Here is a 24,994-nt window from a genome sequence, read left to right as displayed (position 1 = left end):
ACAATGGGACAGATCAAGGATATTCTTCGCACCATGGATTACGGCCCGGCTCCGGAGAGCAATGTCGACGTGCAGAACTGGCTCGATGCCAATGAAGGCGGCTTCGGCCATTTCATCAATGGCAGGTTCGTCAGCGCCGAAGGCCGCAAGACCTTCGCGGTTCATAACCCCGCCAATGAAAGACTGCTCGCCCGGGTGACCGAGGGCAGCGCCGAAGACGTGGACGCAGCAGTCAAGGCCGCGCGCGCCGCCTTCGGCAAATGGTCGGCCTTGCCGGGCCATGAGCGCGCCAGATATCTCTACGCCATCGCCCGCCATATCCAGAAGCGCGAGCGCTTCTTCTCCGTGCTGGAGACCATGGACAATGGCAAGCCGATCCGGGAAACCCGCGACATCGACATACCGCTCGTCGCCCGGCATTTCTACCATCACGCCGGCTGGGCCGAGATGGTCGAGAGCGAGTTCGAAGGTTTTTCGCCGGTCGGCGTCTGCGGGCAGGTCATTCCGTGGAACTTTCCGCTGCTCATGCTGGCCTGGAAGATCGCGCCGGCGCTCGCTGCGGGCAATACCGTCGTGCTCAAGCCGGCGGAACTCACGCCGCTCAGCGCCATCGCCTTCGCCGAGGTCTGCCATGAGGTGGGCCTGCCGGCCGGCGTCGTGAACATCGTCCATGGCGACGGTGCGACGGGCGCTGCCATTTGCGGCCATGCCGGTGTCGACAAGGTAGCCTTCACGGGCTCGACCGAAGTCGGCCGCATCATCCGCGACCAGATCGCCGGTTCGGGCAAGAAGCTCTCGCTCGAGCTCGGCGGCAAGTCGCCCTTCATCGTGTTCGAGGATGCCGACATGGACGGCGCCGTCGAGGGCGTCGTCGATGCCATCTGGTTCAACCAGGGCGAGGTGTGCTGCGCCGGTTCGCGCATTCTCGTGCAGGAAGGCATCGCACCGCGCTTCTACGAAAAGTTGCGCAAGCGCATGGAGACATTGCGCGTCGGCGATCCGCTCGACAAGACGATGGATGTGGGTGCGCTCGTATCGCCCGGCCAGTTGAAGCGCGTTGCCGGCCTGGTCGAACAGGGCAAGGTTGAAGGCGGCACCCTGTGGCAGGCTCCGGTGACCCTGCCGGCCAAGGGCAGTTTCTTCGCCCCGGCCTTCTTTACCGAGGTCGATCCCGCATCGACCGTCTGCGAGGTCGAAATATTCGGACCCGTCGCCACCACGACGACCTTCCGCACGCCGGACGAGGCGATAGCGCTGGCCAACAATACCAGATACGGGCTTGCGGCATCGGTCTGGTCGGAGAACATCAATCTGGCGCTGGACATGGCGGCGAGGGTCAAGGCCGGCGTGGTGTGGATCAATTCCACCAACCTGCTCGATGCCGGCGCCGGCTTTGGCGGCTACCGCGAAAGCGGATTCGGCCGCGAAGGCGGCAAGGAAGGGCTCTACGAATATCTCGTCGCGGATTGGGAAAAGGCGCTGCCGCTGGCGAAATCCGAAAAGCCGTTCAAGCCTTCCGCTGCGCCGGACGGCGATGCGAAGATCGCAGCCGGCGGCGGTATCGACCGCACGGCGAAGAATTATGTCGGCGGCAAGCAGGCGCGGCCGGATGGCGGATATTCCTATTCGGTCGTCGGCAAGGGCGGGCAGGTCATCGGCCAGGCCGGCATCGGCAATCGCAAGGACATCCGCAATGCCGTCGAGGCCGCTGCCAAGGCGGGCTCCTGGGGCGGCGCGACGGCGCATAACCGCGCGCAGGTTCTTTATTATCTCGGCGAGAACCTCGATGCCCGGCGCGGCGAATTCGAGGAATTGCTGCAGGCGAGCACCGGCATCGGCGCCAAGGCCGCCACGGCCGAATTCGACCTCAGCCTGCGCCGTATCTTCTACTATGCCGCGCAGGCCGACAAATATGACGGCGCCGTGCATGCCACCAAGTCGCGCCATGTGACGCTGGCCATGAACGAGCCCTGGGGCGTGATGGGCATCCTCTGCCCGGACGAAGCGCCGCTCCTCTCCTTCGTGTCGCTGGTGCTGCCGGCGATCGCCATGGGCAACAGGGTCGTGGCGGTCCCCTCGACGCGGCATCCGCTGCTCGCCACCAATTTCTACCAGATCCTGGATACGTCCGACGTTCCGGGCGGCGTCGTCAATATCGTCACCGGCGAAAGGGACGTGCTGGCGAAAACGCTCGCCGATCATGATGAGGTGGATGCCATCTGGTATGTCGGTACCGTCGAGGGCAGCGCCATGGTGGAGAAAGCCTCCAGCGGCAATCTGAAGGCGGCATGGGTCAACCATGGGCGCCAGCGCGACTGGGCCAGCCAGCAGCAGGGCCAGGGCCGCGACTATCTGCGCCGCGCCGTGCAGGTCAAGAATATCTGGGTGCCATACGGCGAATAGGCCGCCGCAACGCTTCCCCGGTGCAAGCCGGGGGAGCAGGTCCGGGCTCAGCTGCGCGGTGCAAGCCCCGCCGCAAGGTCGTCCATGATCGCTGCCGCCGCCTTGCGCGTGACCTCGACATAGGAGGCCAGCACCTGCCAGGTCAGGCGGTAGGACGGCCCGGTGACTGATATCCCCGCCGCGCCATTGCTCAGATGGATCGGCGCCGCGACGCAGGCGATACCGACTTCATGCTCCTGCCGGTCGAAGGCGACGCCGCGTTCCCTTACCTCCTTCAGATGGCGGTAGAGCGCCATCTTGTCCATCAGCGTCTGGCTCGTATAGAAGCGGAAACGGATCTGCTTGACGAGAGCGTCGAGTTCCGCCTCCGGCAATGCCGAAAGCGCCGCCTTGCCGACGCCGGTGCAATAGGCCGGGGCGGTATTGCCGATCTGCGAAACCATGCGCACGCTCTGGCGGCTCTCGATCTTGTCGAGATAGACCACGTCGACGCCGCGCAGCACGCCGAGATGCACCGTTTCCCCGGTCGCTTCATGCAGCTTCTGCAGATGCGGGGCGGCGATGAGGCGAAGATCGTTGCGCGACCATGCCTTGGCCGCGAGCTGCATCAGCCGCATGCCCAATCCATAGGAATTGTCGCTGTTGAGGACGAGAAGACCTTCTTCGAGCAGATTGGCGATCTGCCGGTGCAGCGTGCCCCGTGGCTGGTCCGCCAGCCGCAATATATCGGTGAAGCGCAGCGGCGTATCGGCCCGCGCCACGATGTCGAGGACATCGACGGCCTTTCCAAGCGTCCCGGTCTCGGCTCTTGCGGCTGGCTTCGGCGCTGTTTTCAATCGGTTCTCCACCTTGACTTCTGCGACCGTAAAAGCAAAATTCTACATAGTCAAACACAGTTCCGAATAGTGGAACTCCTTCGCGAGTCTTCAATCATGATGCCTTCTGCCATTTTCCCCGATCTCAAGGGTCGCTCCGTCCTCATAACCGGCGGCGGCACCGGCATCGGCGCCTCCCTCACCGAAGGCTTCGTGCGGCAGGGTTCCAGGGTCGCCTTCATCGACATAGCCGAGGCGCCGTCGCAGGCGCTGGCCGAGAAGCTCGCTGCCGACCACGGCAATCGGCCACTCTACCTGAAGGCCGACCTGCGCGATGTCGAAGCGCTCAAGGCCGCCGTCGCGACAGCCGTGGAGGCCAATGGACCGGTCACGGTTCTCGTCAACAATGCCGCCTGGGACGACAGGCACGATGTCGACGACGTGACGGTGGAATATTGGGATCTCAACCAGTCGATCAACCTGCGGCCGCAATTCTTCGCGGCGCAGGCCGTATTGCCGGGGATGCGCGAAGCGGGCGGCGGTTCGATCGTCAACTTCACCTCGACCTCTTTCATGATCAATCATGGCGGTTTTCCTGCCTATACGGCGGCAAAGGCCGGCATTGTCGGCTTGACCAAGGGTCTTGCCGGTCGCCTCGGACCTGAAAAGATCAGGGTCAACGCCATCGCTCCGGGCTGGGTCATCACCGAGCGCCAGCGCGAGCTATGGGTGACGAGCGAGGGGCTGCAGGGCCATATCGACCGCCAGGCGCTGCGGGAGGAAATCGAGCCGGGCGACATGGTCGGCCCCTGCCTGTTCCTCGCTTCCGACGCGGCGCGCATGCTGAGCGCGCAGGTGCTGATCGTCGACGGGGGCTACCTGTGAGCGCTGCACCGGTCTTCGCGCTGTGCGACTGGGGCACCTCGCGCTTTCGGCTGTGGCTGGTCGATGGCAATGGCGAGGTCCTTGCCGAGCGGCGCGCCGATGACGGCCTCGATGCCTCGCGTGAAAAGGGCTTCGCGAAGACGCTGGAATCCCACCTTGCCGCCCTCGATGCGCCGCGCGACCTGCCGGCTGCGATCTGCGGCATGGCAGGATCGCGGCAAGGCTGGATGGAAGCCAATTATGTCGCGGTTCCGGCCGATCTCGCGGCTATCCTCTCCGGCGCGGTGAAGATTGCCGACATCGACCGCGAGGTGCGCATCATACCCGGCCTGTCGCAAGGCGGCACCGAACGGGCAAATGTCATGCGCGGCGAGGAAACCCAGCTTCTCGGGGCGATGCTGGCGAAAAGCCTCATGGATGGCGTCGTCGCCATGCCGGGCACGCATTCGAAATGGGTGCATCTCGTGGGCGGACGGGCGCAACGGTTCTCGACCTACATGACGGGCGAACTCTACGGGCTGCTCTCGGGCCAATCGATCCTGCGGCACTCGATCGGCGATGCGGCCGCTGCTGCCGATCATCCGCAATTCGCCGAAGCCGTGAAGGAAATGCTGGCCGGCGGGTCGATGCTCGGGCATCTGTTCAATATAAGGGCGGCGATGCTGCTCGAGGGGCAATTGCCTGAGGCAGCGGCCTCGCGCCTTTCCGGGCTCTTGATCGGCGCCGAGATCGCGGGCGCAGGGGCACCCCGAAACATCATCCTCGTCGCTTCGGGCGCGATGGCCACGCTTTATGGCCGCGCGCTTGAAATCGCCTCGATCGACTTCCAGCTGGTCGATGCGGACGAGGCAGTCCGCAAGGGTCTTTTTGCCGCCGCTTCCGCCATGTGGCCAATCCAAGGAACAATGCCATGACATCTCCGACCATCGCCTGGCCGAAGTTCAAGCGCGATCTCATCGCCATCCTGCGCGGTGTCCGGCCCGATGAAGTCGTCGCCATCGGCGAGCAGCTCGTCGAAGCCGGCATCGAAATCATCGAAGTGCCGCTGAACTCGCCCGAGCCGTTTCGCTCCATCGAACAATTGGCGAAATCCATGCCGGCGTCGGTGCTGGTGGGGGCGGGAACGGTCCTCGAGCCTGCGGACGTGGCGCGGCTGAACGATTCCGGCGGGCGGCTGGTCATCAGCCCCAATGTCGATCGCGCCGTGCTCGAGGCGGCGGGCAAGGCCGGAATGGTGACCATGCCCGGCATTTTCACGCCAACCGAGGCATTTTCGGCGTTGAAAGCCGGCGCTTCCGGGTTGAAATTCTTCCCGGCCAGCGTTCTTGGCCCTGACGGGTTGAAGGCGATCAGCGCCGTGCTGCCGAAGGGCACTGTGATCGGCGCTGTGGGCGGCGTCGACGAGACGAGCTTTGCGGCCTATGCGAAAATCGGCGTGCGCACCTTTGGCCTCGGCTCGAGCCTCTACAAGCCCGGCGCCACGGCCGCGGCGGTCGGCGAGAGGGCAAGGACAAGCGTCGCAAGCTATGATGCGGCCTTTCCGGCCTGACGGCGCCAAGGACAAGGAACGCGCCCGGCGGGCAAGGAGGAGGAAACGATGACGGACGAGATCGGCATTTTTCACGACGAGGCATGCGAACTGGGCGAGGGGCCGGGCTATGATCCGCTGACCGGCAATGTCTGGTGGTTCGACATCGTCACGGGCCGCCTTTTCGAGAAACCACTGTCCGGTGGCGCGGCAAGCGTGCATGAGCTTGGCCAGATGGCGAGCGCGCTGGCCATAGTCGATGCAAACCGCCAGTTGATATCCACCGAGACCGGCCTTTTCCTGCGCGACAGGCGCTCCGGCGCCCTGACGATGCACCAGCCTATCGAAGCCGACAATCCGTCGACCCGCTCCAATGATGCGCGCGTTCATCCGGCCGGTGCGTTCTGGATCGGCACGATGGGCAAGAAGGCGGAAAAGGGCGCGGGGTCGATCTACTGGTACAGGCAAGGCGAATTGCGCAAGCTGTTCGCGGACATGACGATCACCAATTCCATCTGCTTCGCACCGGATGGCCGCACCGCCTATTTCGCCGATACGGGGAGGAATATCATCTGGCGCGTCGAGACCGATGCCGAAACCGGCCTGCCGAGCGGTGAACCGGTGGTCTTCCATGAACACCGCGAAAAAGGCGGTGTCGATGGAGCCGTCGTCGATGCGGAAGGCAATCTGTGGAACGCCTGCTGGGGGCGGTCGGCTGTCGATATCTACGCACCGACGGGGCAGCGCATCAGGACGATCGACCTGCCGGTCCAGCAGACCTCCTGTCCGGCATTCGTCAGCGAAACGAGCGGCGATATCATCGTCACCACCGCGTTCCAGGATATGAGCGCGAATGCGCGCCGCGGCGATCCCGATGCGGGGAAAACCCTTCTGGTGAAGACGGAAGGCAAGGGCCGCCTCGATCCTCCGGTACGACTTTAGCCCTCCGCGTTTCCCGCATCGCGCTCAGGAACTATTCCGCCCGCCTCTCGTTGATATTCCGTCACTGCCAAGAAGCACATGCTGCGACGGATTCCCGCCGGGAGCCGCCGATGGCTGTTGAATTTCCGATGCGAAGGAGGAATGACATGGGATTCTTTTCCAAGGACATCAAGTCGATGGACGATCTGTTCGTTCATACGCTGCGCGACATCTATTACGCCGAGAACCAGATCGTGAAGGCGCTGCCTGAAATGATCGACAAGGCTTCCAACCAGGAATTGAAGAGCGGCTTCGAAAAGCATCTTCAGGAGACCCAGATGCAGATCGAGCGGCTGGAACAGGTGTTCAAGCAGCATGGCGTCGACGTCAGCGGCGTCAACTGCCCGGCGATCGACGGCATTCTCGAGGAAGCCGACGAGGTGGCCGGCGAAGTCGATGACGACCAGGTGCTGGATGCGGCGCTGATCGCGGCCGCACAGGCGGTCGAACATTACGAGATCACCCGCTATGGCACGCTGGTGGCCTGGGCCAATCAGCTGGGCCGCCCCGATTGCGCGGCGCTGCTGCAACAGAATCTCGATGAAGAGATGAAGACCGACAAGACCCTCACCGGCCTGGCCGAAAGCCACGTCAACGCCGCCGCTGCCTGATCCGGCGGCCGGGCGAAACCGACAGGCTTCCACCATCATGGCGGCAGCGGTTCTGATCGCTGCCGCCATTGTTGTTTTCGGGGCTGTTTTCGGGCGCTTGACATGCAATGATTTTATTGCATATTGGACCCCATGAACGATGATGAACTCGATCGCGTCTTCAAGGCGCTGGGCGATCCCACGCGCCGCAGGATCATCGATCGGCTGAGGGAGCGTCCGAACCAGTCATTGTTCGAGATCTGTGCAGCTTCCCATGCGGAAGATGGAGCGGGACTGTCCCGCCAGGCGATAACGCAGCATCTCGACATGCTGCAAAGAGCCGGCCTCGTCCGCGTCGAATGGTCGGGGCGGACCAGAATTCATTCCTTTGAGCCGGGGCCGATGCGCGAGGCGTTCGACGCGTGGCTTCGCAGCCGACTGCAGAAAGGGAAAAGACGATGAGGATCTATATTTCGAGCGTCTTCGTGGACGACCAGTCGAAAGCGCTGGATTTCTATACGCGCGTTCTCGGGTTCCAGGTGAAGCACGACATTCCGATGGGCGAACATCGCTGGCTGACCGTCGTCTCGCCCGAAAACCCGGAAGGGACGGAACTGTTGCTGGAGCCGGGCGATCACCCGGCCGTGCAGCCGTACAAGACCGCGCTGGTGGCGGACGGCATCCCGGCGACGTCGTTCCAGGTCGACAATATCGATGCCGAATATGCCCGGTTGCGCGCGCTCGGCGTGGCGTTCACCCGCGAGCCGATGGATGCCGGTCCGGTCCGGATGGCGGTGCTGGACGATAGTTGCGGCAATCTCATCCAGATCATCGAGATGAAGGCTGCCTGAGCATGGCCGTCATTCCCCCTAGCTGACAAGGCGGCCACAAGCATATAAAGCTTGGCCGGCATGGTGGGATATCGATGATGGGAAGAACGAAGCGAACCGTCTATTTCGTCGTTGGCTGGATAATGGTTGCGCTTGGTTTCGTCGGTGCCTTGCTGCCCGTCATGCCGACCACGATCTTTCTCATCATCGCGGCCTGGTGCTTCAGCCGCTCGTCGCCGCGCTTCGAGAATTGGCTGCTGACCCACCCCGTTTTTGGCCCGACTCTGGTCAAATGGCGCCAGAGCGGCGCTATACCCGGCAGAATCAAGCTCATCGCCCTTGCCGGCATGGCGTTCGGCTTCGGCTCCTTCTACTATTTCGCGCGTCCCACCCCGGCGCTTGCCGGCTTCGTCGCGCTGTTTTTCATCGCCAGCGCCGTCTACGTGGTCACGCGGCCAAGCGTCTGAACTGGAGGTGCTTTTCTTGCTGGGGACCGAGCCAGGTTCCGTGGCTGCAATGCCTTGCACTGCCAAAACCCTGATGCTAACTTTTGCAAAACAGATAAAACAATTGCACATTTGTCTCGTGCGCCGGATGGCGGTCGGGACCTGTGTGGAGGAAAGGGAGATCTCCATGGAACGGCGGCAATTTCTTGCGGGCGCGGCGGCGCTATCTGTGCTCGGCGTGTCCGGCAGGCCGGCACTGGCGCAGGCGGGCGCACTCGAAAAGACCAGCGTGACGCTTGGCGTCGGTGGCAAGCCGCTGCTTTATTATCTCCCGCTGACGATTGCCGAGCGCAAGGGCTTCTTCAAGGAAGAGGGCCTCGACGTGGCGATCAACGATTTCGGCGGCGGCGCGAAATCGCTGCAGGCGCTCGTCGGCGGATCGGTCGATGTGGTGACCGGAGCCTATGAACATACGATCCGCATGCAGGCCAAGGGCCAGGATATCCGGGCGCTCTGCGAGCTTGGCCGTTTCCCCGCCATCGTCATTGCCGTGCGCAAGGAACTCGCAGACAAGGTGAAGACGCCTGCCGACCTTGCGGGCCTCAAGATCGGCGTGACCGCGCCGGGGTCCTCCACTGCATTGACGGTGCAATATGCGATGGTGAAGGCCGGGCTCAAGGCCAGCGATGCGCCGCTGATCGGCATTGGCGGCGGTGCGAGCGCGGTCGCGGCGATCAAGCAGGGCCAGGTGGATGCGCTGTCGCATCTCGATCCGGTGATTGCCAAGCTCGAGGCGGACGGCGATATTTCCGTGCTGATCGACACCCGCACCGAGGAAGGCACCAAGGCGCTGTTCGGCGGATCGAACCCGGCAGCGGTCCTTTATGCCAAGAAGGAATTCGCCGACGCCAACCCGAATACGTCGCGGGCGCTGGTCAAGGCCTTCGTCAAGGCGCTCGACTGGCTGCACAAGGCGACGCCCGAGGAGATAGCCGATACGGTGCCGGCGGAATACCAGCTCGGCGACAAGGGGCTCTACCTCAAGGCGGTTGCCAATTCGCTGCCGACCTATTCGCTCAATGGCGTGCTGACCATGGAAGGCATGCAGTCGGTTCTCAACACGCTGAAGGTGCTGGACCCCGAATTTGCGCAGGCGAAGATCGATCTTGCCGCGACTTTCGACGACCGCTTCATCAAGGGCTGAGGTTAAACATACCGCATGACAATTGCGCCCAAGCATGCCGCCGGTTCCAGCGGTCCGGCCGATAGCCGCGCTGTGGAACTGCAAGGCGTCCGCATCGCCTTTCCCATGGCCAATGGCACCGCCTATGAGGCGGTCGGCGAAACCAATCTCGAGGTCAGGGACCGGGAATTCGTCGCCATCGTCGGGCCGACGGGCTGCGGAAAATCGACATTGCTGAACGCCACGGCGGGCCTCATCAAGCCTGCCGCCGGCAATGTCAGGATCTTCGGCAAGGCTCATACCGGCATCAATGCCCATGCCGGCTACCTGTTCCAGCAGGATTCGCTGATGCCGTGGAAGACCGCCGTCGACAATGTCGCGATCGGGCTGGAAGTCGCCGGCGTAGCGAGGCGCGAAGCGCTGGAGCGGGCCCGCGAATGGCTGTCGCGGGTAGGGCTCGCAGCCTTTGCCGACCGCTATCCGCACATGCTTTCCGGCGGCCAGCGCAAGCGCGTCGGCCTCGCGCAGGTATTGATCCGCGATCCGAAGATCATCCTCATGGACGAGCCTTTCGGGCCGCTCGACGCACAGACCCGCCTGATCATGGGCGATCTCCTGCTCGACCTGTGGACGGCGGATCAGAAAGCCGTGATGTTCGTCACCCATGATCTCGACGAGGCGATCGGCCTCGCCGACCGCGTCATCATCATGTCCGCCGGCCCGGCGTCGCGCATCATCGGCGATTACACCATTCCGCTTGCCCGCCCGCGCAACATGGCCGACATCAAATCCGCCCCGGAATTCCACGAAGTGCACCGCGAAATATGGAATGCGCTGAAGGAGGAGGTCCTGAAGGGCTACAAACAGGCGGAGAAACTGTCATGAACCGCGCGGTCCTGCTGACGCTGCAGATATTGGTGGCCGTGGTGACCATCGCCCTGTGGCATGTGGCCACCACCACCACGCTGCTCGGCAATCCGAAGACGATAAGCTTCTTCTTCGGCGAGCCGATCCTGGTGGCGGAGCGGATCGTCAGCTGGGTGCAGGAAGGCTCCATCTGGTACCATCTCGGCATCACCCTGACCGAAGCCGCGCTCGCCTTCGCCATCGGTTCGATCGGCGGCGTCGTCATCGGCTTCTGGTTCGCGCGCCGGCCCTTGCTCGCCGCCGTGTTCGATCCCTATGTGAAGGCAGCCAACGCCCTGCCGCGAGTCGTGCTCGCCCCGATCTTCGCGCTCTGGCTGGGGCTCGGCATCTGGTCGAAAGTCGCGCTCGGCGTCACGCTGGTGTTCTTCATCGTGTTCTTCAACGTCTATCAGGGCGTCAAGGAGGTCAGTCCGGCGGTGCTTTCCAATGCCCGCATGCTGGGCATGAACGGGCGGCAGCTGCTGCGCCACGTCTATCTTCCCTCCGCGCTGTCCTGGATGTTCTCGTCGCTGCACACATCGGTGGGCTTTGCCGTCGTCGGCGCGGTCGTCGGCGAATATCTCGGCTCGGCGGCAGGGCTCGGCTATCTCATCCATGAGGCGGAGAGCGTATTCGACGTCAATGGCGTCTTTGCCGGCATGGTGGTGCTCACTTTCTTCGTCATCCTGGTGGACTGGATCGTGACGTTGGTGGAGAACCGCCTGCTGGTATGGCGCCCGAAGACCAGCGCTATCTGAGATTGGAGAACCAGGCGATGAGCTCGGCGCTGTTGCGCAGCGAATGGGCGCGCATGAGCCGGGCGCGGTGGGCCTCGATGGTCCGTTGCGACAGCCCGAGTTCCAGCGCGATCTCGCCATTGGTCTTGCCCTGCGATACGAGCGTCAACACCTGTTTCTGGCGATCGGAAAGCAGGCTCGCATCGCCGGCGGGCCTGTTCATCGGCTCGAAGCAATAGAGCGCTTCGGCGAAGGGATCGGAATGATTGCGGCTGCGGCCGCGGACCTTGCACCAGAAGCTCGTTCCGTCGCGCCGGCGCATCAGCCGCTCGTCGTAATAGACCTTGCCGCCGGCGAAATTGCTCCGCCACATCTCGCCCGTGCGGACGAAATCGCGGATCTTCGGGTAGAGCCGGCTGAAGCTCTGGTCGATGAGTTCCGCCTGCTCATAGCCGAAGATGGCGGCGAATTCCGTATTGCAATCCCTTATGATACGGTGCGTGGCATAGACCATCGGCACCGGCAGGTCGGCCAGCCCGAATCTGGCGCTGCCCTCGGCAGAAGTCCTCGATGGATCTGATGGTTCGCGTGGCGACATGCCGTATTAATACGACTACCTGCCCCCCATGCACAAGCCATACCGTGGCGAACGGACGGAGGATCATGGGAGACTATCGTTGAAAAAACTTCAATCGAACGTAACCGATGCCCTGGAAGGCGTGCTGTTCGACGGCATGACCATCATGGCAGGCGGATTCGGCCTTTGCGGCATTCCTGAAGCGCTGATTCATGCAATACGCGATTCAGGCGTCAAGGACCTGACGGTCATTTCGAACAATGCGGGCGTCGATGGCATCGGCCTCGGCGTGCTGCTGGAGACCAAGCAGATTCGCAAGATGATCTCGTCCTATGTCGGCGAGAACAAGCTGTTCGCCCAGCAATATCTGTCGGGCGAACTCGAGCTGGAATTCAACCCGCAAGGCACGCTGGCCGAACGCATCCGCGCCGGCGGCGCAGGCATTCCGGCCTTCTTCACCAAGACCGGCGTCGGCACCATCATTGCGGAGGGCAAGGATGTGCGCGAATTCGACGGTGAGTCCTATGTGATGGAACGCGGCCTCTTCGCCGACCTGTCGATCGTGCACGCCTATAAGGGCGATACGGAAGGCAATCTCGTCTACCGCAAGACGGCGCGCAACTTCAACCCGATCATGGCGACGGCGTCGCGCTTCACGGTTGCGGAAGTCGAACATATCGTCGAAGCCGGCGAAATCGACGGCGATCACATCCATACGCCGGGAATTTTCGTCAAGCGGATCGTGCACGTACCCGATCCCGTCAAACATATCGAACAGAGAACCACGCGCAAGCGTCCGGTGGCTGGCAGCGAGGTGAACTGAGATGGCCTGGACACGCGATCAGATGGCGGAACGCGCCGCCAGGGAACTGCAGGACGGTTTCTACGTCAATCTCGGCATCGGCATTCCGACGCTCGTTGCCAATTACATTCCGGCCGGCATCAATGTTCAGCTGCAAAGCGAGAACGGCATGCTCGGCATGGGACCCTTCCCCTATGAAGGCGAGGAGGATGCCGACCTCATCAATGCCGGCAAGCAGACCATCACCGAACTGCCGACGACGAGCTATTTTTCCGGCGCCGACAGTTTCGGCATGATCCGTGGCGGTCATATCGACCTGTCGATCCTCGGCGCCATGCAGGTGTCGCGCAGCGGTGACCTCGCCAATTGGATGGTGCCGGGCAAGATGGTCAAGGGCATGGGCGGCGCCATGGATCTCGTTGCCGGCGTGAAGAAGGTCGTCGTCGTCATGGAGCATGAGGCCAAGGGCGAGGCGAAGCTGCTCGAAGAGTGCAGCCTGCCGCTGACGGGCCAGCGCGTGACCGATCTCGTCATCACCGATCTTGGCGTTTTCACCTTCGAGCGCCGCGGCGAGCCCCGCATGACGCTGATCGAGATTGCGCCGGATGTGAGCCTCGACGAGATCAGGGCGAAGACGCAGGCGAAGTTCGAGGTCGGCCTGTAGCAGGCTACTTCGTTCGCTCGACGACGCAAACCGATCCGCGTTCCGGCTGGCGCGGATCGGCATCGGCGCATTGCGCTTCATAGCGGAATGTTCCGTAATAGACGCGGGCACAGCCGCCAAGCAGGGTGCCGGATATGGCGAGTGTCAGAAGGATCAGGGTGAAATATTTCAAGGTCGAAGGGTTCCCTTTCATGGTCGCGCTTCCTATATAGGTCGTGCTGCGAGTGTCACAGCGGCGTATCAATCTGCTGATATTCTTCAGCAAATGTGTATTCAACAATCGGAACAGCGAACCATCTTAGACAGATCCGGCGCCTTATTATGGCGGACCTGAAACAACAGTTTCGATCACGTTTTTCGTGATGGAGCACAAAAAGGTTGATCCGGAACGGTGGGCGTATAAGTTCTGCCTTCCGATTTGTTAACCAAACCATTCACGTTAGGAGCAAAGCGATGAACAAAGCCGTCAGGGATTATTCTTTGCCAGAATCCATTTCCACAGCAATTGCCAATGGTACCAATATTGTGAGGGCATTCCGCGAGCAATTCGGCTATTCGGTCGACGATTTGGCGGTGTCTTGCGGATTGACATCCCTTGAAATCGAAACCATCGAAAGCGGCCAGAATGCCGACCCCAGCAAGCTGGAGCGTATTGCTCATGCGCTCGGCCTGCCTAGCAATGCCATGATCATCGAAGATTCCAGCCGCCTCAGCGCATAAACCCAAGACAGCCTGCCTCGTTCCATAACCGGGCAGTTCCCGGACGCGGCGACCATCGGACCCCTAGAGGCATAAAAGCCTGTGAGTCAGCGGATGGGCCGCGTCTGCCAACCCCTCGATAATGTTCGCGTGATGCCGCTCCGGCTCCTCGACCGCGTCGATGCGGCAGTCGAAGCCCGACCAGATATTGGCAAGTAGCGCGTTCTGGCGCCGGAATTCCGGCCGCTCAAGTTCCCCGACCCAGGCCGTCAGGTCCGTGCCCTCCTGGGGTTCCAGCAGGGCAGGGCTTTCCAGCCGCGCCTCGATGGCATCGAGGTGCAGCGTGTCGTTCATTTCCGTTTTCATCAGCGGCCGCAGATCCGTGATCGGCGATATGGCGACCGTCTTGCGGATCCGCTGCCTCACGGCCTGCGGCAGCGGCGACGTGGCGGTTACCATGCGCGCCACGAGATGGCCACCGGCGGAATGGCCGGTGAGGTGGATGGGCCCGGGCACTTCTGCAGCGGCATGGCTGATCGCCTGGCCAATCTCGACGGTAATGTCGCTGATGCGGACCTGCGGACACAATCGATAGGACGGGATGGCCACCGCGAAGCCATGGGCATGCGGCCCGCGGGCGAGATGCGACCAGTTCGACTTGTCGAAATCCTCCATCCAGTAACCGCCATGGACGAAGACGACGAGGCCCTTGAGGTCGCCCCAGGGCATGAACAGGTCGAACCGGTTGCGCTCACGCGCGCCATAGGAGATGTCCGACTTCAGCAGTGTCTTCTGCTGCATCTCGTCGCGGAACTTCTGCGCCTCCACGACCCATTTCGCCGGATAGCCATAGCCATCCGGAATATAGGCGAAGTTGGAATAGGCGTCGTCCCAGTCAATGGCCTCGGTCATTCCTGCTGTCCCCCCGGTCAACAATCCCCGGGCGATTTCAAGCAGAGACTGGCGAAGTTCGCAAGCCGTCTATGCTTTTCGAGCGGCCGAAAGGCTATTCCCTGATCTTTTCCCGGATCTGCGTTCCGCCCGAGGACTTCCGCAGGCTCGGCAATGCCAGCATCAGCAGGACGAAGGCGCCCGTCGCGAATTTGAGGTCCGCCGGGGCAAGCCCGAGCGTCAGGCAGAAGGAGATCAGCTGGTAATAGGCCAGCGAGCCGACCACGGGCGCCGCCACCTGGCGCAATATGGTCTGCCGGCCGGTGATCGCTTCGCCGATGATCAGCGCCGCCAGGCCATTGATCAGGATGCCAAAGCCCATGTTCACATCGGCAAAGCCCTGCGTCTGCACCATGATGCTGCCGCCCGTCGCCGACAATGCGCTGGCGACGCCGACACCGATGATGGTCGCCGTGCCGACATTGATGCCCTGTGCCTCGGCCATGTCCGGGCTGGCGCCGACGGCGCGCATGGACGTGCCCTTTTCCGACATGAAGAAATAGAGCATCGCCGCGACGACAAGGGCGATCAGGATGCCAACGATGAGGATCTTGACCCAGGGCAGGTTGGCGGAAGCACCGGCGGTCAGAGTGAAGACCGTGTCATAGGTGAAGAGCGGTATGTTGGTGCGCCCGAGAATGCGCAGATTGATGCTGTAGAGCATCGTCATCACGAGAATGCCGGCAAGCAGCGTGTTGATCTTGAAGCGCAGATGGATGAAAGCCGTGGTGCAGCCAGCGGCGAAACCGCAGAGAAGCGCGATGAAACAGGCGAGAAACGGGTTCACCCCCACAGTGATCAGCGCACCGCAGACGCAGCCGCCGAGCGGAAACGCGCCTTCCGAGGTAAGATCGGGAAAGTTGAGAATGCGGAATGGCAGCATCACGCCAAGCACGACGAAGGCGACGATCAGGCTCTGGGCGATGGTTACGGGAATGAGGCCGTAGAAGCTGGTCAGGACGTTCAGCATCTCAAGCCCCCTGCAACGCGATGATATCGGACTTGGTATGGAAGCGATCGACCAGGTCGGCAACGGTGATGCCGCGCTTTTCCTCGGCGCCGATCTCCACCAGCACCTTGCCGGCATCCATCATGATGATCCTGTTGCCGTACTTGATGGCATGTTCCATGTTGTGGGTCACCATGAGCGTCGTCAGGTTCAATTCCTCCACGGCGCGCACGGTCGTATCCATGACGAGCTTGGCCGTGCGCGGGTCGAGCGCCGCCGTATGTTCGTCGAGCAGCAGCAGCTTCGGCCGCGTCGAGACCGCCATGACCAGCGACAATGACTGGCGCTGGCCGCCGGAGAGCAGCCCGACCTGCATGTCGAGGCGTTTTTCCAGACCGAGATTCAGTTCCGACAATTGCTCGCTGTAGCGCGCCCGGCGCGCCGCGGTCAGCCCATAGGTGAAACCACGCGGCTTGCCGCGCAGTTCGGCGAGCAGCATGTTTTCGCCAATGGTCATCGTCGGCGCCGTGCCGATCATCGGGTCCTGGAAAACGCGGGCGATGAATTGCGCGCGGCGATGGGTGTTGAGCCTGGTGACATCCTGGCCGTCGATGAAGATGCGGCCCGAATCGAGCGGCAGCTTGCCGGAGACTGCATTGAGGAAACTCGACTTGCCTGCTCCATTGCTGCCGATGACGACGCAGAAATCCCCTGGCGACAGTGTGACGTTCAGCTTGTCGAGCGCCCGGCGCTCATCCTGTGTACCGCGATAGAAGATCTTGGTGCCGTCCTTGACGGAGAGCATGTCAGTCATATGAGCCCCTTGTGATGAGCTGTCCGAAAATAGGATAGTTCCCGCGCTGGAATGGCGCAGGAACTATAGATTTGACCGCGATTGTCTAGGACTATTTAACGAAACAGCCGCAATCTTTCAGGCTATCGGGCACTTTCTGGCCCGTTTTCGCCAGGACAGCCTCATTGATGAGCGCCGTGTGGTCGTCATAGGACGGCTTGATCGGTCCAAGGCTCGCCGTGGTCTTGCCGGCGAGGATCTCCGCCGCAAGCTTGGCGGCATTCTGCCCGACCTTCGTATAGGAAACCTCGAAGGCCGCGGCGACGAGGCCGTCGCGGACCGCCTGGGCCGAAGCATCGACGACGGGAATATTGATGCTGAGGGCCGCCGCAGCCACGGCCGGAACGGCTGGCTGGACCAGGTTGGAGCCGGGGACGTAGATCACATCCGCCTTGCCGGCGAGCGAGCCGACGCGGATCGGAATATCATTGGTGTTGTCGATGCCGACTTCGACCAGTTCGAGCCCTTCGGCCTTGGTGGTCTCCTGCATCAGCTTGAGCACCGCGACATCATTGTCTTCGCCCGGATTGTAGAGATATGCGACGCGCTTGGCTTCCGGCAGCAGCTTCTTGATGAAGGTGATGACCGAGGCGACGTCCTGCAGGTCGGAGGCGCCCGTCATGCCGGGATCGCCCGCTTCCCAGGAAGGCGTGAGCTTGGCGGCGACCGGATCGGTGACGGCGGCGAAAACGACCGGCGTGCCGGAATTTCCGACGATCTGGCGCGCGCCCTGCGCCACCGGCGTGGTGACGGCGAGGATCAGCTTCGGATTGGCGGAGGTGAGCTTCGTCACCATCTGCGGGATGAGCGTGGCGTCGAAATTGACCTGCAATTCATCATAGACCGCATCGGAAACGCCGAGCTTCGTCAATTCTGCCTTGAAAGCCGTTACTGTCTCGTCCAGCTGCGGATGCTTGCCGAACTGCGCAATACCGATCTTGGTTTCCGCCGAGGCCGCCCCAAGGCCCAGTGCCATCCCAAGCGCTACTCCAAGCGCAGCCTTCGCGATTCTTTTTGCCGCGATCATACGATTCTCCCATTTTATGTTCCGCCCTCTGGCTTGAAAACAATATAACAAACGTGAAATGATATACAATACGGAAATCAGGCGGCAGGGGAGGGATCAAATGGCTGTCAATGTCAAATCCGATGCTCTCTATGCGTTGCTTCGGTCGCGGATCCTGAATGGCGATCTGCTGCCGGGCCAGTCGCTGCGTTTGCGCACGCTCGCCCAGGAGCTTGGCGGCAGCCCGACACCCATGCGCGAGGCGCTGAGCAGGCTTCACGCGGAGAATTTCGTCACCGCGGAGGCCAATAAGGGTTTTCGCGTGGTGCCCACCACGCTCGAGGAACTCGAAGACCTCGAAGGCGCGCGGGCGGTGATCGAGACGCATCTTCTCACCGCCTCCATCGAGCAGGGCGACCGCAATTGGGAGGCGGGGCTGGTCAGCGCCCATTACCGGCTGTCGAAATGCGTCGTGCCGACCTCCTTTTCCGAACTCGATACGATCGACGTATGGGATGCCGCCCATGGCGAATTCCACCAGGCGCTCATTGCCGGCACCTCGTCGCGCTGGTTGATGAACTTCGCCCAGCAGACCCACCTCCAATTGCAGCGCTATCGCCGTTACATCATCATGCGGATCGACCATGTCAGCCGCCATGAGGGCAGCGGCAGCGGCATAGAGGTGCTTTCCCGCGAGGCGCTCGGCATCGATGCCCATGCCGCATTGCTGCAGGCGGCGCTCGACCGCGACAAACATGCGGCCGAAACGCTGATGCTGGAGCATATCCGGCTGGCGAAGGATTCCTTTCTGAAACTCGCACGCGCCAGCGGCATCGACGCCGCGGCCTGATATCACAGGACAATGATGACCATCGATAGCAACGCCGCGCAGGAAGCGGATGAAACCGATCCGCTGCGCAGCTTCCGGGACAGGTTCGAATTGCCGGAGGGCGTCATCTATCTCGATGGAAATTCGCTCGGCGCGCTGCCGAAAGGCGTGCGGGAACGGGTGGCGCATGCGATCGGCACCGAGTGGGGCACGGACCTCATTCGAAGCTGGAACAGCGCGGAGTGGGTGAACCTGCCGCAAAAGGTCGGCAACAGGATCGCCCGCGTCATCGGCGCGAAAGCGGGAACGGTCGTTGCCGCCGACAGTACGTCGGTCAATCTGTTCAAGGTGCTCTCGGCGGCGCTGAACCTCAATCCCGGGCGCCGGACGATCGTTTCCGAGCGCGAGAACTTCCCGACCGACCTCTATATTGCCGAAGGCGTGGCGCGCCAGCTTGGCGGGAAGCACGGCCTCGTGCTCGCAGACGCGCCGCAGGACATTCCCGCGCTGCTCGATGAAGACGTTGCAGTGTTGATGCTGACCCATGTCAATTATCGCACCGGCTACCGTCACGATATGGCGGAACTGACGAAGGCGGCGCATGAAAAAGGCATATTGACCATCTGGGACCTCGCTCACAGCGCCGGCGCCATGGCTCTGGACGTCGAAGCCGCGCAGGCGGATTTCGCCATAGGCTGCGGCTATAAATACCTGAATGGCGGTCCGGGAGCTCCGGCCTTCCTCTATGTCGATCCGCGCCATCATGGCGGCTTCCGCCAGCCGCTCTCCGGCTGGTTCGGTCATCGTGTGCCGTTCGAATTCGAACCAGGCTACGTGCCCTCCGGCGGGGTCGAACAATATCTTTGCGGCACGCCGCCAGTATTGGGCATGGTGGCGCTGGATGAAGCACTCGCGCTGTGGGACGAGGTGGACATGGACGCACTGCGGCGCAAGTCGCTGGCGCTGGCCGAACTGTTCATGCGCGAGATCGACGCTTTTGCCGATGAATTCGGCTTGCGCCTGGTAACGCCGCGCGAGGCCGATAAGCGCGGCAGCCAGGTTTCCTATGCCTGCGAAAACGGCTACGCCATCATGCAGGCGCTGATCGCCCGCGGCGTGATCGGCGATTTCCGCGCGCCCGACATCATCAGGTTCGGCTTCACGCCGCTCTATCTCAACTATGCCGAGGTGGCGCAGGCCGCATCCATACTCAGGGCCATACTGGAGGAACGCGCCTGGGACAGGCCGGAATACAAGGTCAGGACGGCGGTCACCTAGTGTGGTGGAATTGAAATACGCCTGACTATGGCAGCAGGTGCCGGAGCGTATTTCAATTCCGAGAACCACACTAGAAACATATAATTGCTAGTGACCTTATCGAATCTGAAGTTCATCTGACGCTGCTGCAACAATGTAGTGAACTTCGGATTCGGGTCACTAGGTTCCCTGCATCATTGCAGCCGCGTCATTCGCCAAGGTGGCTTGCTCACGCCGCATGTCTGTCGATGGCGACGCAATCCTGCGCCGATTTGGCGTGAATGACATTGCTGTGGGTGAAGCCGTGCCGTGCGATGGCGGCGAGATCGTCCTCCGCCTTCACCGGGCGCGACCACCAATTATCGTTCAGCGTCCAGCCATGGGCTGCCGCCCGTTCGACTTCCTCGCTGTCCGGCCGTATCGAGCAGGCTTCATGGATGATGCGTGCCTCGCGGGACCGCCGGGCCAGGCGCTTGCGCCCTTCGTCGAGCGCGCCACCGGCATCGTCGGCGATCACAAGCTCATGGAAGAGGTGGCGCGACTGCTTGTACTTCGTCAAATAAGCGATCTTGACCTGAAAGGCGGGCATTGTCTGCTCCTGCGCATACGACTCATCGTTAACCAAATATTAATATTGGTACTTGACAGCCGGATTGCAAGAACTAAATGGAACATTTAGAGAACAATTCAAGGCACAAGCTCACGTAAATCTAGCCTAATGCCTTGAATAAACGCGATATTCCGGTCCGTTACGTCAGCGGAACGAAATGGTGAGCGCAGAACTTATCCACCGTAGACGAGCTTGTCCTGGCGGGCCCGCAGTTCAACGATCTTCGACCCCGGCACAGGCGCCGCATTGGCGCTGGTGATGAGTTCGCCCTTGGCGATCGGCGCAGTCACCGTGCCGCCCTGCAGCAGGCCGCAGGGGATGGCGCCTGCGCTGCGCGCTTCGGCCGCCGTCATGATCCAGGCGCGATAGCAATATTCGCCGATCGCATCGAGCTTGTCGCCGGGCTTCAGGTCCTTCTTGGCGACGGCGCAGACTTCCGCAACGGGCTTGGCCAGCGGCACCATGTCGGCCTTGCCATAGAGCACGACGCGGGCGCAGGTGAGGGGAACTTCGAGCGAGGTCAGGTGATAGGGGCGGTGGAAGGTGAAATAGGGACCCTTGCCCATCTTCAGGTCTTCCATGCGCTCCGAAATACGCGGATGCGACATGTCGGCGACCACGAAGACGCCCGGCGCCACGCCCTTGCCGATGGAATAATCCACCACGCCGACGCGTGACAGCACGCCGCCATCCTTCTCCGGGATCAGCGTGCTCGACAATTGATCCAGCGTCGCGGCCGGTCCGTGCATGCCGGGCTTGTCGGGAACAAGGCCTGTGGCATTGGCAATGGCGGCCATTTCGACCATGGTCTTCGAACCGTCGACGAACTCGACCAGCATACGCACATTCATGTGACGCCGCGCCGCCTCCTCCTGATAATCGTCGGGAATGGCGTCGATATTGAGCGGATTGTTCTTGCCCTTGCCGGCCGCGACGATCGGATGCCCCATCGCCGAAACGAATTCGATCAGTTCCATGCAGGACGAAGGCTCGTCGCCGGCGCCGAGGGAATAGGTGACGCCGAGCCGGTCCGCCTCGCTCTTCAGGTAGGCGCCGATGGTGACGTCCGCCTCGACATTCATCATGACGAGGTGCTTGCCATGTTCCATTGCGCGCAGGCCGATCTCCGCGCCGACGGCAGGGACGCCCGTCGCATCGATCACAACGTCGATGAGATCGTTTTCGAGGATCAGGTTGGCGTCGCTGGTAACGGCGATCTTGCCAGCCTCCATGGCCGCCGTCAGCGACGAGGCGTTGGAAGTCTCCCGATGATGTCCTTCTTCCTGATAGGCGATGTCGACCGCTTTCAGAGCATTTGGAATGTTGAGTTCGGAGATTGCGCCGATCTCCACGCCGGGCATATGAGCCACGCGCGTGACGATATCCGTGCCCATCTCGCCGGATCCGATGAGGCCTATGCGGATTGGGCGGCCCGCGTCGGCCCGCGCCTGCATGTCCCGCGCCAATCCCGTCAATGCAACATTTGTATTCATGATACCTCCAATGTTCATAGAATTGGAATAGGACGAGATTGCACGATTAGCAACCGATTAGCGCTGGAGGAAGCGGAATTCCGTTATCTGGCGATATATTTCGCCCGGAATCAGCCTCGAATCGGGAAAACCGGGCTGGTTGGGGCCGTCCGGAAAACGCTGCGCTTCGAGACAGATGCCGGAATAGGCCTGGTAGGACTTTCCGGATAGTCCGGTGAGATCGCCGATCATCGAGCCATTATAGAATTGCAGGCCGGGTTCCGTGGTACTGACCTGCATGGCCAGCCCGTTATTGCCGGCAAGCAGCGCGGCAGGGCGAAGCGTGCCCGCCTTTCCGGGCCGAAGCACGAAATTATGATCGTAGCTTCCTTCCTGCCCGATCGGGCGCGCAGCACGAAAATCGAACTCGGTTCCACATACCGGAACAAGCTCGCCCGTCGGAATGAGATGCTCGTCGACGGGCGTATATTGATCCGCCTCGATCTGCAGGCTGTGGCCGCGAACATCGGCCGAGCCATCGAGGTTGAAGTAGCTGTGCTGGGCGAAGTTCACCACCGTCGGCATGTCGCAAGTGGCTTCGACCGTCAGCGTCAGCACGTCCGCGGCCGAAAAGGCATAGGTGCAGCGCACCTGCATATTGCCGGGGAAGCCCTGGTCGCCATCGGCAAGATCGAGAGCGAGGCTGACGGAAGCGGGCGTCCAGTCGACCATGGTCCACAGGCGCTGTGAAACGCCCTTGCTGCCGCCATGCAGGGTCTGCCTTCCGCCCTCGTTACGGTCGGTCTCATAGACCCTGCCGTCAAGCGAAAAGCGGCCATTGGCTATCCTGTTCGCATAGCGCCCGACCAGCGCGCCGAAATAGGGCGACCGCAAGGGGTAGTCCTCGAACCGGTCGAAGCCAAGCACCACGCGCTGCAGCCCCTGGCCCGCAAGCGGCACCTGCAGGTCCCGGATCGTAGCTCCCCAGTTCAATATTCTGGCGATTGCGCCGCTGTCGGACGTTATGGTCGCTTCGAAAACGGGTTGGCCTTCGAAGGTACCGAAGGTTGCGGGGGTGGTGACGCTGCGCAAATTAGTGCTCCCTGCCGGCAACGCGGGAAGCGAGCTTGGCCTGTATGATGACGACGATGAGCAGGAATATTCCCCGAATGACCGATTGCCAATAGGCGGAAAGCGATATCCAGCCCTTGCCGTTCTCGAAATTCAGTACATTGAACAATATGCCGAGCAGCAATACGCCCGCGAGCGTGGCGCCGACCGAACCGACGCCGCCGGTGAGCAATGTTCCGCCGACCACCACCGCCGCGATGGCGAAGAGTTCCCAGCCGACGCCTTCGATCGGTTGCCCGGCGCCGAACTGCGACGCGAGGATGACGCCGGCGAGGCCGGCAAGGCCGCCGCTGGCAAGATAGACCAGGAACTTGATGCGGCCCGCCGGCAATCCCATCATGCGCGAAGCATCCTCATTGCCGCCGACCGCAAGGATGCCGCGGCCCGTGCTGGTGAAATTCAGGATCACCCAGCCGGCAAGATAGGCGAGCATGGCGATCCATGCCGGTATGGGAAAGCCGAGGAAATTGTCCTGGCCGATCACGGTGAAGCCGCTCTCGTAGGACACCGAGACGGATTGATTGTCGGCGAGGAGCAGGGCGACGCCGCTGGCGCCGAGCATGGTGGCGAGCGTCGCGACGAATGGCATTATCCTCATGCCGGCGATAAGGCCCGCATTGACGAGCCCGACGCAGAGGCCTGCAGCCACGCCGGCGCCAAGCCCTGTCCAGGCGCCATAGGGGCTGGCCAATGCCGCCACGACACTGCCGAGCGCGGCGGTGGAGCCGACGGAAAGGTCGATCCCGCCGGTCATGATCACGAAGCACATGCCGAGCGCGACGAGGGCGAACATGGCATTGTAGCGCAGGACGCTGGTGATGTTGAAAAAGCCGAGGAAGTAGTCATAGCGCGCCCAGCCGAACAGGACGAGCAGGATGAGCGCGATCACGACGCCATAGCTGCCGGCGAGCTTGATGAGACGAACCCTGTTCATGCCTGCCTGCCCTGCTGCTGTATCCACACTGCCAGCACGATGATCGCCGCCTTCACCACCAGCGCGGCCGCATCGGGCACGCCATTGGCGAGCAGCGTATAGCGGACGAGCTGGATGGTCATGGCGCCGAGCAATGTGCCGATGATGGTCGCCTTGCCGCCGCTGAGGAAGGTGCCGCCCACGGCGACGGCGGCGATGGCATCGAGTTCCATGCCGAGCCCGACCAGATTGGCATCGCTGGAGGAGTTGATGGCGATGACGATGAGACCGGCGACGCCGGCGCAAAGGCCGCTGACCGCATAGACGATGAGCTTGACTTTCGACACGGCGACCCCGGAAAGCTCGGCGGCGCGTTCATTGCCGCCGATCGCGATGATCTGCCGGCCGAACACGGTGCGCTTCAGCACGTAATAGGCCACGAGCACGATGGCCGCCATCAGGATCACCTGGAACGGGATGCCGAAGACGCGGCCAAGCCCGATGAACTGGAACTCCGGCACGCGGAAGGTCTGCAGATTGCCATTGGTCATGACCTGGGCGATGCCGCGCCCGGCGATGAACAGCACAAGCGTGGCGACGATGGGCTGGATCCTGTAATGCGCGACGAGCCAGCCATTGAACAGCCCGAACAGGCCAGCCACCAGGATCGAGGCGAGCATGGCCACGGCAACGGCGAGGTAGATATTGTCGATCGGCACGATCTTGCCGAGGAAGATCATCGGCGCCAGCGCCCCGGATATCGCCATCAGCGAGCCGACGGAAAGGTCGATACCGCCCGTTCCGATCACCAGCGTCATGCCGACGGCGACGATGACGATGGTGCAGACCTGGGTGAGGTTGACGTTCAGGGTCTGCATGGTGGCGAAGTTTCGCGTGAAGGCGATATTGAAGATGATCAGCAGGGCCAGCGCGATGAGGGTGCCATAGCGCGCCAGGAAGTCGAACGGATCGACCAT

The 24,994-nt window shown here is 62.1% G+C and carries 29 protein-coding genes; 17 read left to right on the top strand and 12 right to left on the bottom strand.

The window, feature by feature from the left end:
* Positions 1–3 precede the first annotated feature (3 nt).
* Positions 4–2,403, top strand: coding sequence for an aldehyde dehydrogenase family protein (locus M8997_RS19680; protein ID WP_250019494.1), 2,400 nt, complete (start codon positions 4–6; stop codon positions 2,401–2,403).
* Between the two features lie 47 nt (positions 2,404–2,450).
* On the opposite strand, the gene M8997_RS19675 is transcribed toward M8997_RS19680, so the two are convergent.
* Complete coding sequence (locus M8997_RS19675) at positions 2,451–3,239, bottom strand: IclR family transcriptional regulator (RefSeq protein ID WP_250019495.1); 789 nt, start codon at positions 3,237–3,239, stop codon at positions 2,451–2,453.
* Between the two features lie 96 nt (positions 3,240–3,335).
* On the opposite strand from M8997_RS19675, the gene M8997_RS19670 reads away from it, so the two are divergent.
* The 11 genes from M8997_RS19670 (at position 3,336) to M8997_RS19620 (ending at position 11,325) form a co-directional block, all read left to right on the top strand.
* Complete coding sequence (locus M8997_RS19670) at positions 3,336–4,103, top strand: SDR family NAD(P)-dependent oxidoreductase (protein WP_250019496.1); 768 nt, start codon at positions 3,336–3,338, stop codon at positions 4,101–4,103.
* A complete protein-coding gene (locus tag M8997_RS19665; protein ID WP_250019497.1) occupies positions 4,100–5,017 on the top strand; it encodes a 2-dehydro-3-deoxygalactonokinase in 918 nt (305 codons plus the stop codon). The genes M8997_RS19670 and M8997_RS19665 overlap by 4 nt, the downstream gene beginning before the upstream one ends.
* Positions 5,014–5,652 carry a 2-dehydro-3-deoxy-6-phosphogalactonate aldolase gene (locus tag M8997_RS19660; protein WP_250019498.1) on the top strand — a complete coding sequence of 213 codons (639 nt, stop codon included), beginning with the start codon at positions 5,014–5,016 and terminating at the stop codon, positions 5,650–5,652. The genes M8997_RS19665 and M8997_RS19660 overlap by 4 nt, the downstream gene beginning before the upstream one ends.
* A gap of 48 nt (positions 5,653–5,700) precedes the next feature.
* A complete protein-coding gene (locus M8997_RS19655; protein WP_250019499.1) occupies positions 5,701–6,573 on the top strand; it encodes an SMP-30/gluconolactonase/LRE family protein in 873 nt (290 codons plus the stop codon).
* Between the two features lie 146 nt (positions 6,574–6,719).
* Positions 6,720–7,223, top strand: coding sequence for a ferritin-like domain-containing protein (locus tag M8997_RS19650; RefSeq protein ID WP_250019500.1), 504 nt, complete (start codon positions 6,720–6,722; stop codon positions 7,221–7,223).
* A 132-nt stretch (positions 7,224–7,355) separates the two neighbouring features.
* Positions 7,356–7,664 carry a helix-turn-helix transcriptional regulator gene (locus M8997_RS19645; RefSeq protein ID WP_250019501.1) on the top strand — a complete coding sequence of 103 codons (309 nt, stop codon included), beginning with the start codon at positions 7,356–7,358 and terminating at the stop codon, positions 7,662–7,664.
* Positions 7,661–8,053, top strand: coding sequence for a VOC family protein (locus M8997_RS19640; RefSeq protein WP_250019502.1), 393 nt, complete (start codon positions 7,661–7,663; stop codon positions 8,051–8,053). Before M8997_RS19645 ends, M8997_RS19640 begins: the two co-directional genes overlap by 4 nt.
* 77 nt (positions 8,054–8,130) lie before the next feature.
* On the top strand, positions 8,131–8,499 hold the full coding sequence (locus M8997_RS19635) for a YbaN family protein (protein ID WP_250019503.1): 369 nt from the start codon (positions 8,131–8,133) through the stop codon (positions 8,497–8,499).
* A 166-nt stretch (positions 8,500–8,665) separates the two neighbouring features.
* Entirely contained in the window at positions 8,666–9,682 is a 1,017-nt protein-coding gene (locus M8997_RS19630) for an ABC transporter substrate-binding protein (protein ID WP_250019504.1), read from the top strand.
* Between the two features lie 15 nt (positions 9,683–9,697).
* Positions 9,698–10,546, top strand: a complete 849-nt coding sequence (locus tag M8997_RS19625) for an ABC transporter ATP-binding protein (RefSeq protein ID WP_250019505.1) — start codon at positions 9,698–9,700, stop codon at positions 10,544–10,546.
* Complete coding sequence (locus tag M8997_RS19620; protein WP_250019506.1) at positions 10,543–11,325, top strand: ABC transporter permease; 783 nt, start codon at positions 10,543–10,545, stop codon at positions 11,323–11,325. The genes M8997_RS19625 and M8997_RS19620 overlap by 4 nt, the downstream gene beginning before the upstream one ends.
* On the opposite strand, the gene M8997_RS19615 is transcribed toward M8997_RS19620, so the two are convergent.
* On the bottom strand, positions 11,318–11,902 hold the full coding sequence (locus M8997_RS19615) for a LuxR C-terminal-related transcriptional regulator (protein ID WP_256473403.1): 585 nt from the start codon (positions 11,900–11,902) through the stop codon (positions 11,318–11,320). The two genes, M8997_RS19620 and M8997_RS19615, sit on opposite strands and share 8 nt — an antisense overlap.
* Before the next feature lie 79 nt (positions 11,903–11,981).
* Between M8997_RS19615 and M8997_RS19610 the strand changes: the two genes are divergently transcribed.
* Complete coding sequence (locus M8997_RS19610) at positions 11,982–12,704, top strand: CoA transferase subunit A (protein ID WP_256473402.1); 723 nt, start codon at positions 11,982–11,984, stop codon at positions 12,702–12,704.
* A 1-nt stretch (position 12,705) separates the two neighbouring features.
* On the top strand, positions 12,706–13,347 hold the full coding sequence (locus M8997_RS19605; protein ID WP_250019507.1) for a 3-oxoacid CoA-transferase subunit B: 642 nt from the start codon (positions 12,706–12,708) through the stop codon (positions 13,345–13,347).
* A 4-nt stretch (positions 13,348–13,351) separates the two neighbouring features.
* Here the strand turns inward: M8997_RS19605 and M8997_RS19600 are convergent, their stop codons facing one another.
* The gene (locus tag M8997_RS19600) at positions 13,352–13,540 is read right to left on the bottom strand and encodes a hypothetical protein (RefSeq protein ID WP_250019508.1); all 189 of its coding nucleotides are present in this window, start codon (positions 13,538–13,540) and stop codon (positions 13,352–13,354) included.
* A gap of 260 nt (positions 13,541–13,800) precedes the next feature.
* Between M8997_RS19600 and M8997_RS19595 the strand changes: the two genes are divergently transcribed.
* Complete coding sequence (locus tag M8997_RS19595) at positions 13,801–14,067, top strand: helix-turn-helix domain-containing protein (RefSeq protein ID WP_250019509.1); 267 nt, start codon at positions 13,801–13,803, stop codon at positions 14,065–14,067.
* A gap of 63 nt (positions 14,068–14,130) precedes the next feature.
* On the opposite strand, the gene M8997_RS19590 is transcribed toward M8997_RS19595, so the two are convergent.
* The 4 genes from M8997_RS19590 to M8997_RS19575 all read right to left on the bottom strand — a co-directional run bounded on the left by M8997_RS19590 (position 14,131) and on the right by M8997_RS19575 (position 17,826).
* On the bottom strand, positions 14,131–14,958 hold the full coding sequence (locus M8997_RS19590) for an alpha/beta hydrolase (protein WP_250019510.1): 828 nt from the start codon (positions 14,956–14,958) through the stop codon (positions 14,131–14,133).
* 94 nt (positions 14,959–15,052) lie between these two features.
* On the bottom strand, positions 15,053–15,967 hold the full coding sequence (locus M8997_RS19585) for an ABC transporter permease (protein ID WP_250019511.1): 915 nt from the start codon (positions 15,965–15,967) through the stop codon (positions 15,053–15,055).
* 1 nt (position 15,968) lies between these two features.
* Positions 15,969–16,751, bottom strand: a complete 783-nt coding sequence (locus tag M8997_RS19580; protein ID WP_250019591.1) for an ABC transporter ATP-binding protein — start codon at positions 16,749–16,751, stop codon at positions 15,969–15,971.
* Between the two features lie 100 nt (positions 16,752–16,851).
* Complete coding sequence (locus M8997_RS19575; RefSeq protein ID WP_250019512.1) at positions 16,852–17,826, bottom strand: ABC transporter substrate-binding protein; 975 nt, start codon at positions 17,824–17,826, stop codon at positions 16,852–16,854.
* Positions 17,827–17,926: 100 nt separating this feature from the next.
* On the opposite strand from M8997_RS19575, the gene M8997_RS19570 reads away from it, so the two are divergent.
* Positions 17,927–18,655: a GntR family transcriptional regulator gene (locus M8997_RS19570; protein WP_250019513.1), complete on the top strand. Its 729-nt coding sequence runs from the start codon at positions 17,927–17,929 to the stop codon at positions 18,653–18,655.
* Between the two features lie 15 nt (positions 18,656–18,670).
* Positions 18,671–19,912, top strand: coding sequence for a kynureninase (gene kynU / locus M8997_RS19565; protein WP_371929611.1), 1,242 nt, complete (start codon positions 18,671–18,673; stop codon positions 19,910–19,912).
* A 208-nt stretch (positions 19,913–20,120) separates the two neighbouring features.
* On the opposite strand, the gene M8997_RS19560 is transcribed toward kynU, so the two are convergent.
* The 5 genes from M8997_RS19560 to M8997_RS19540 form a co-directional block, all read right to left on the bottom strand.
* Entirely contained in the window at positions 20,121–20,480 is a 360-nt protein-coding gene (locus M8997_RS19560; protein WP_250019515.1) for a hypothetical protein, read from the bottom strand.
* Positions 20,481–20,674: 194 nt separating this feature from the next.
* Entirely contained in the window at positions 20,675–21,994 is a 1,320-nt protein-coding gene (locus M8997_RS19555; RefSeq protein WP_250019516.1) for an NAD(P)H-dependent oxidoreductase, read from the bottom strand.
* A 57-nt stretch (positions 21,995–22,051) separates the two neighbouring features.
* Positions 22,052–23,065, bottom strand: a complete 1,014-nt coding sequence (locus M8997_RS19550) for an aldose epimerase family protein (protein WP_250019517.1) — start codon at positions 23,063–23,065, stop codon at positions 22,052–22,054.
* 1 nt (position 23,066) lies between these two features.
* A complete protein-coding gene (locus tag M8997_RS19545; protein ID WP_250019518.1) occupies positions 23,067–24,038 on the bottom strand; it encodes an ABC transporter permease in 972 nt (323 codons plus the stop codon).
* The gene (locus tag M8997_RS19540) at positions 24,035–24,994 is read right to left on the bottom strand and encodes an ABC transporter permease (protein ID WP_250019592.1); all 960 of its coding nucleotides are present in this window, start codon (positions 24,992–24,994) and stop codon (positions 24,035–24,037) included. The genes M8997_RS19545 and M8997_RS19540 overlap by 4 nt, the downstream gene beginning before the upstream one ends.

Source organism: Phyllobacterium sp. 21LDTY02-6 (assembly GCF_023554255.2).
Taxonomy (GTDB): domain Bacteria; phylum Pseudomonadota; class Alphaproteobacteria; order Rhizobiales; family Rhizobiaceae; genus Phyllobacterium.
This window is presented reverse-complemented; position numbering and strand designations above follow the sequence as displayed.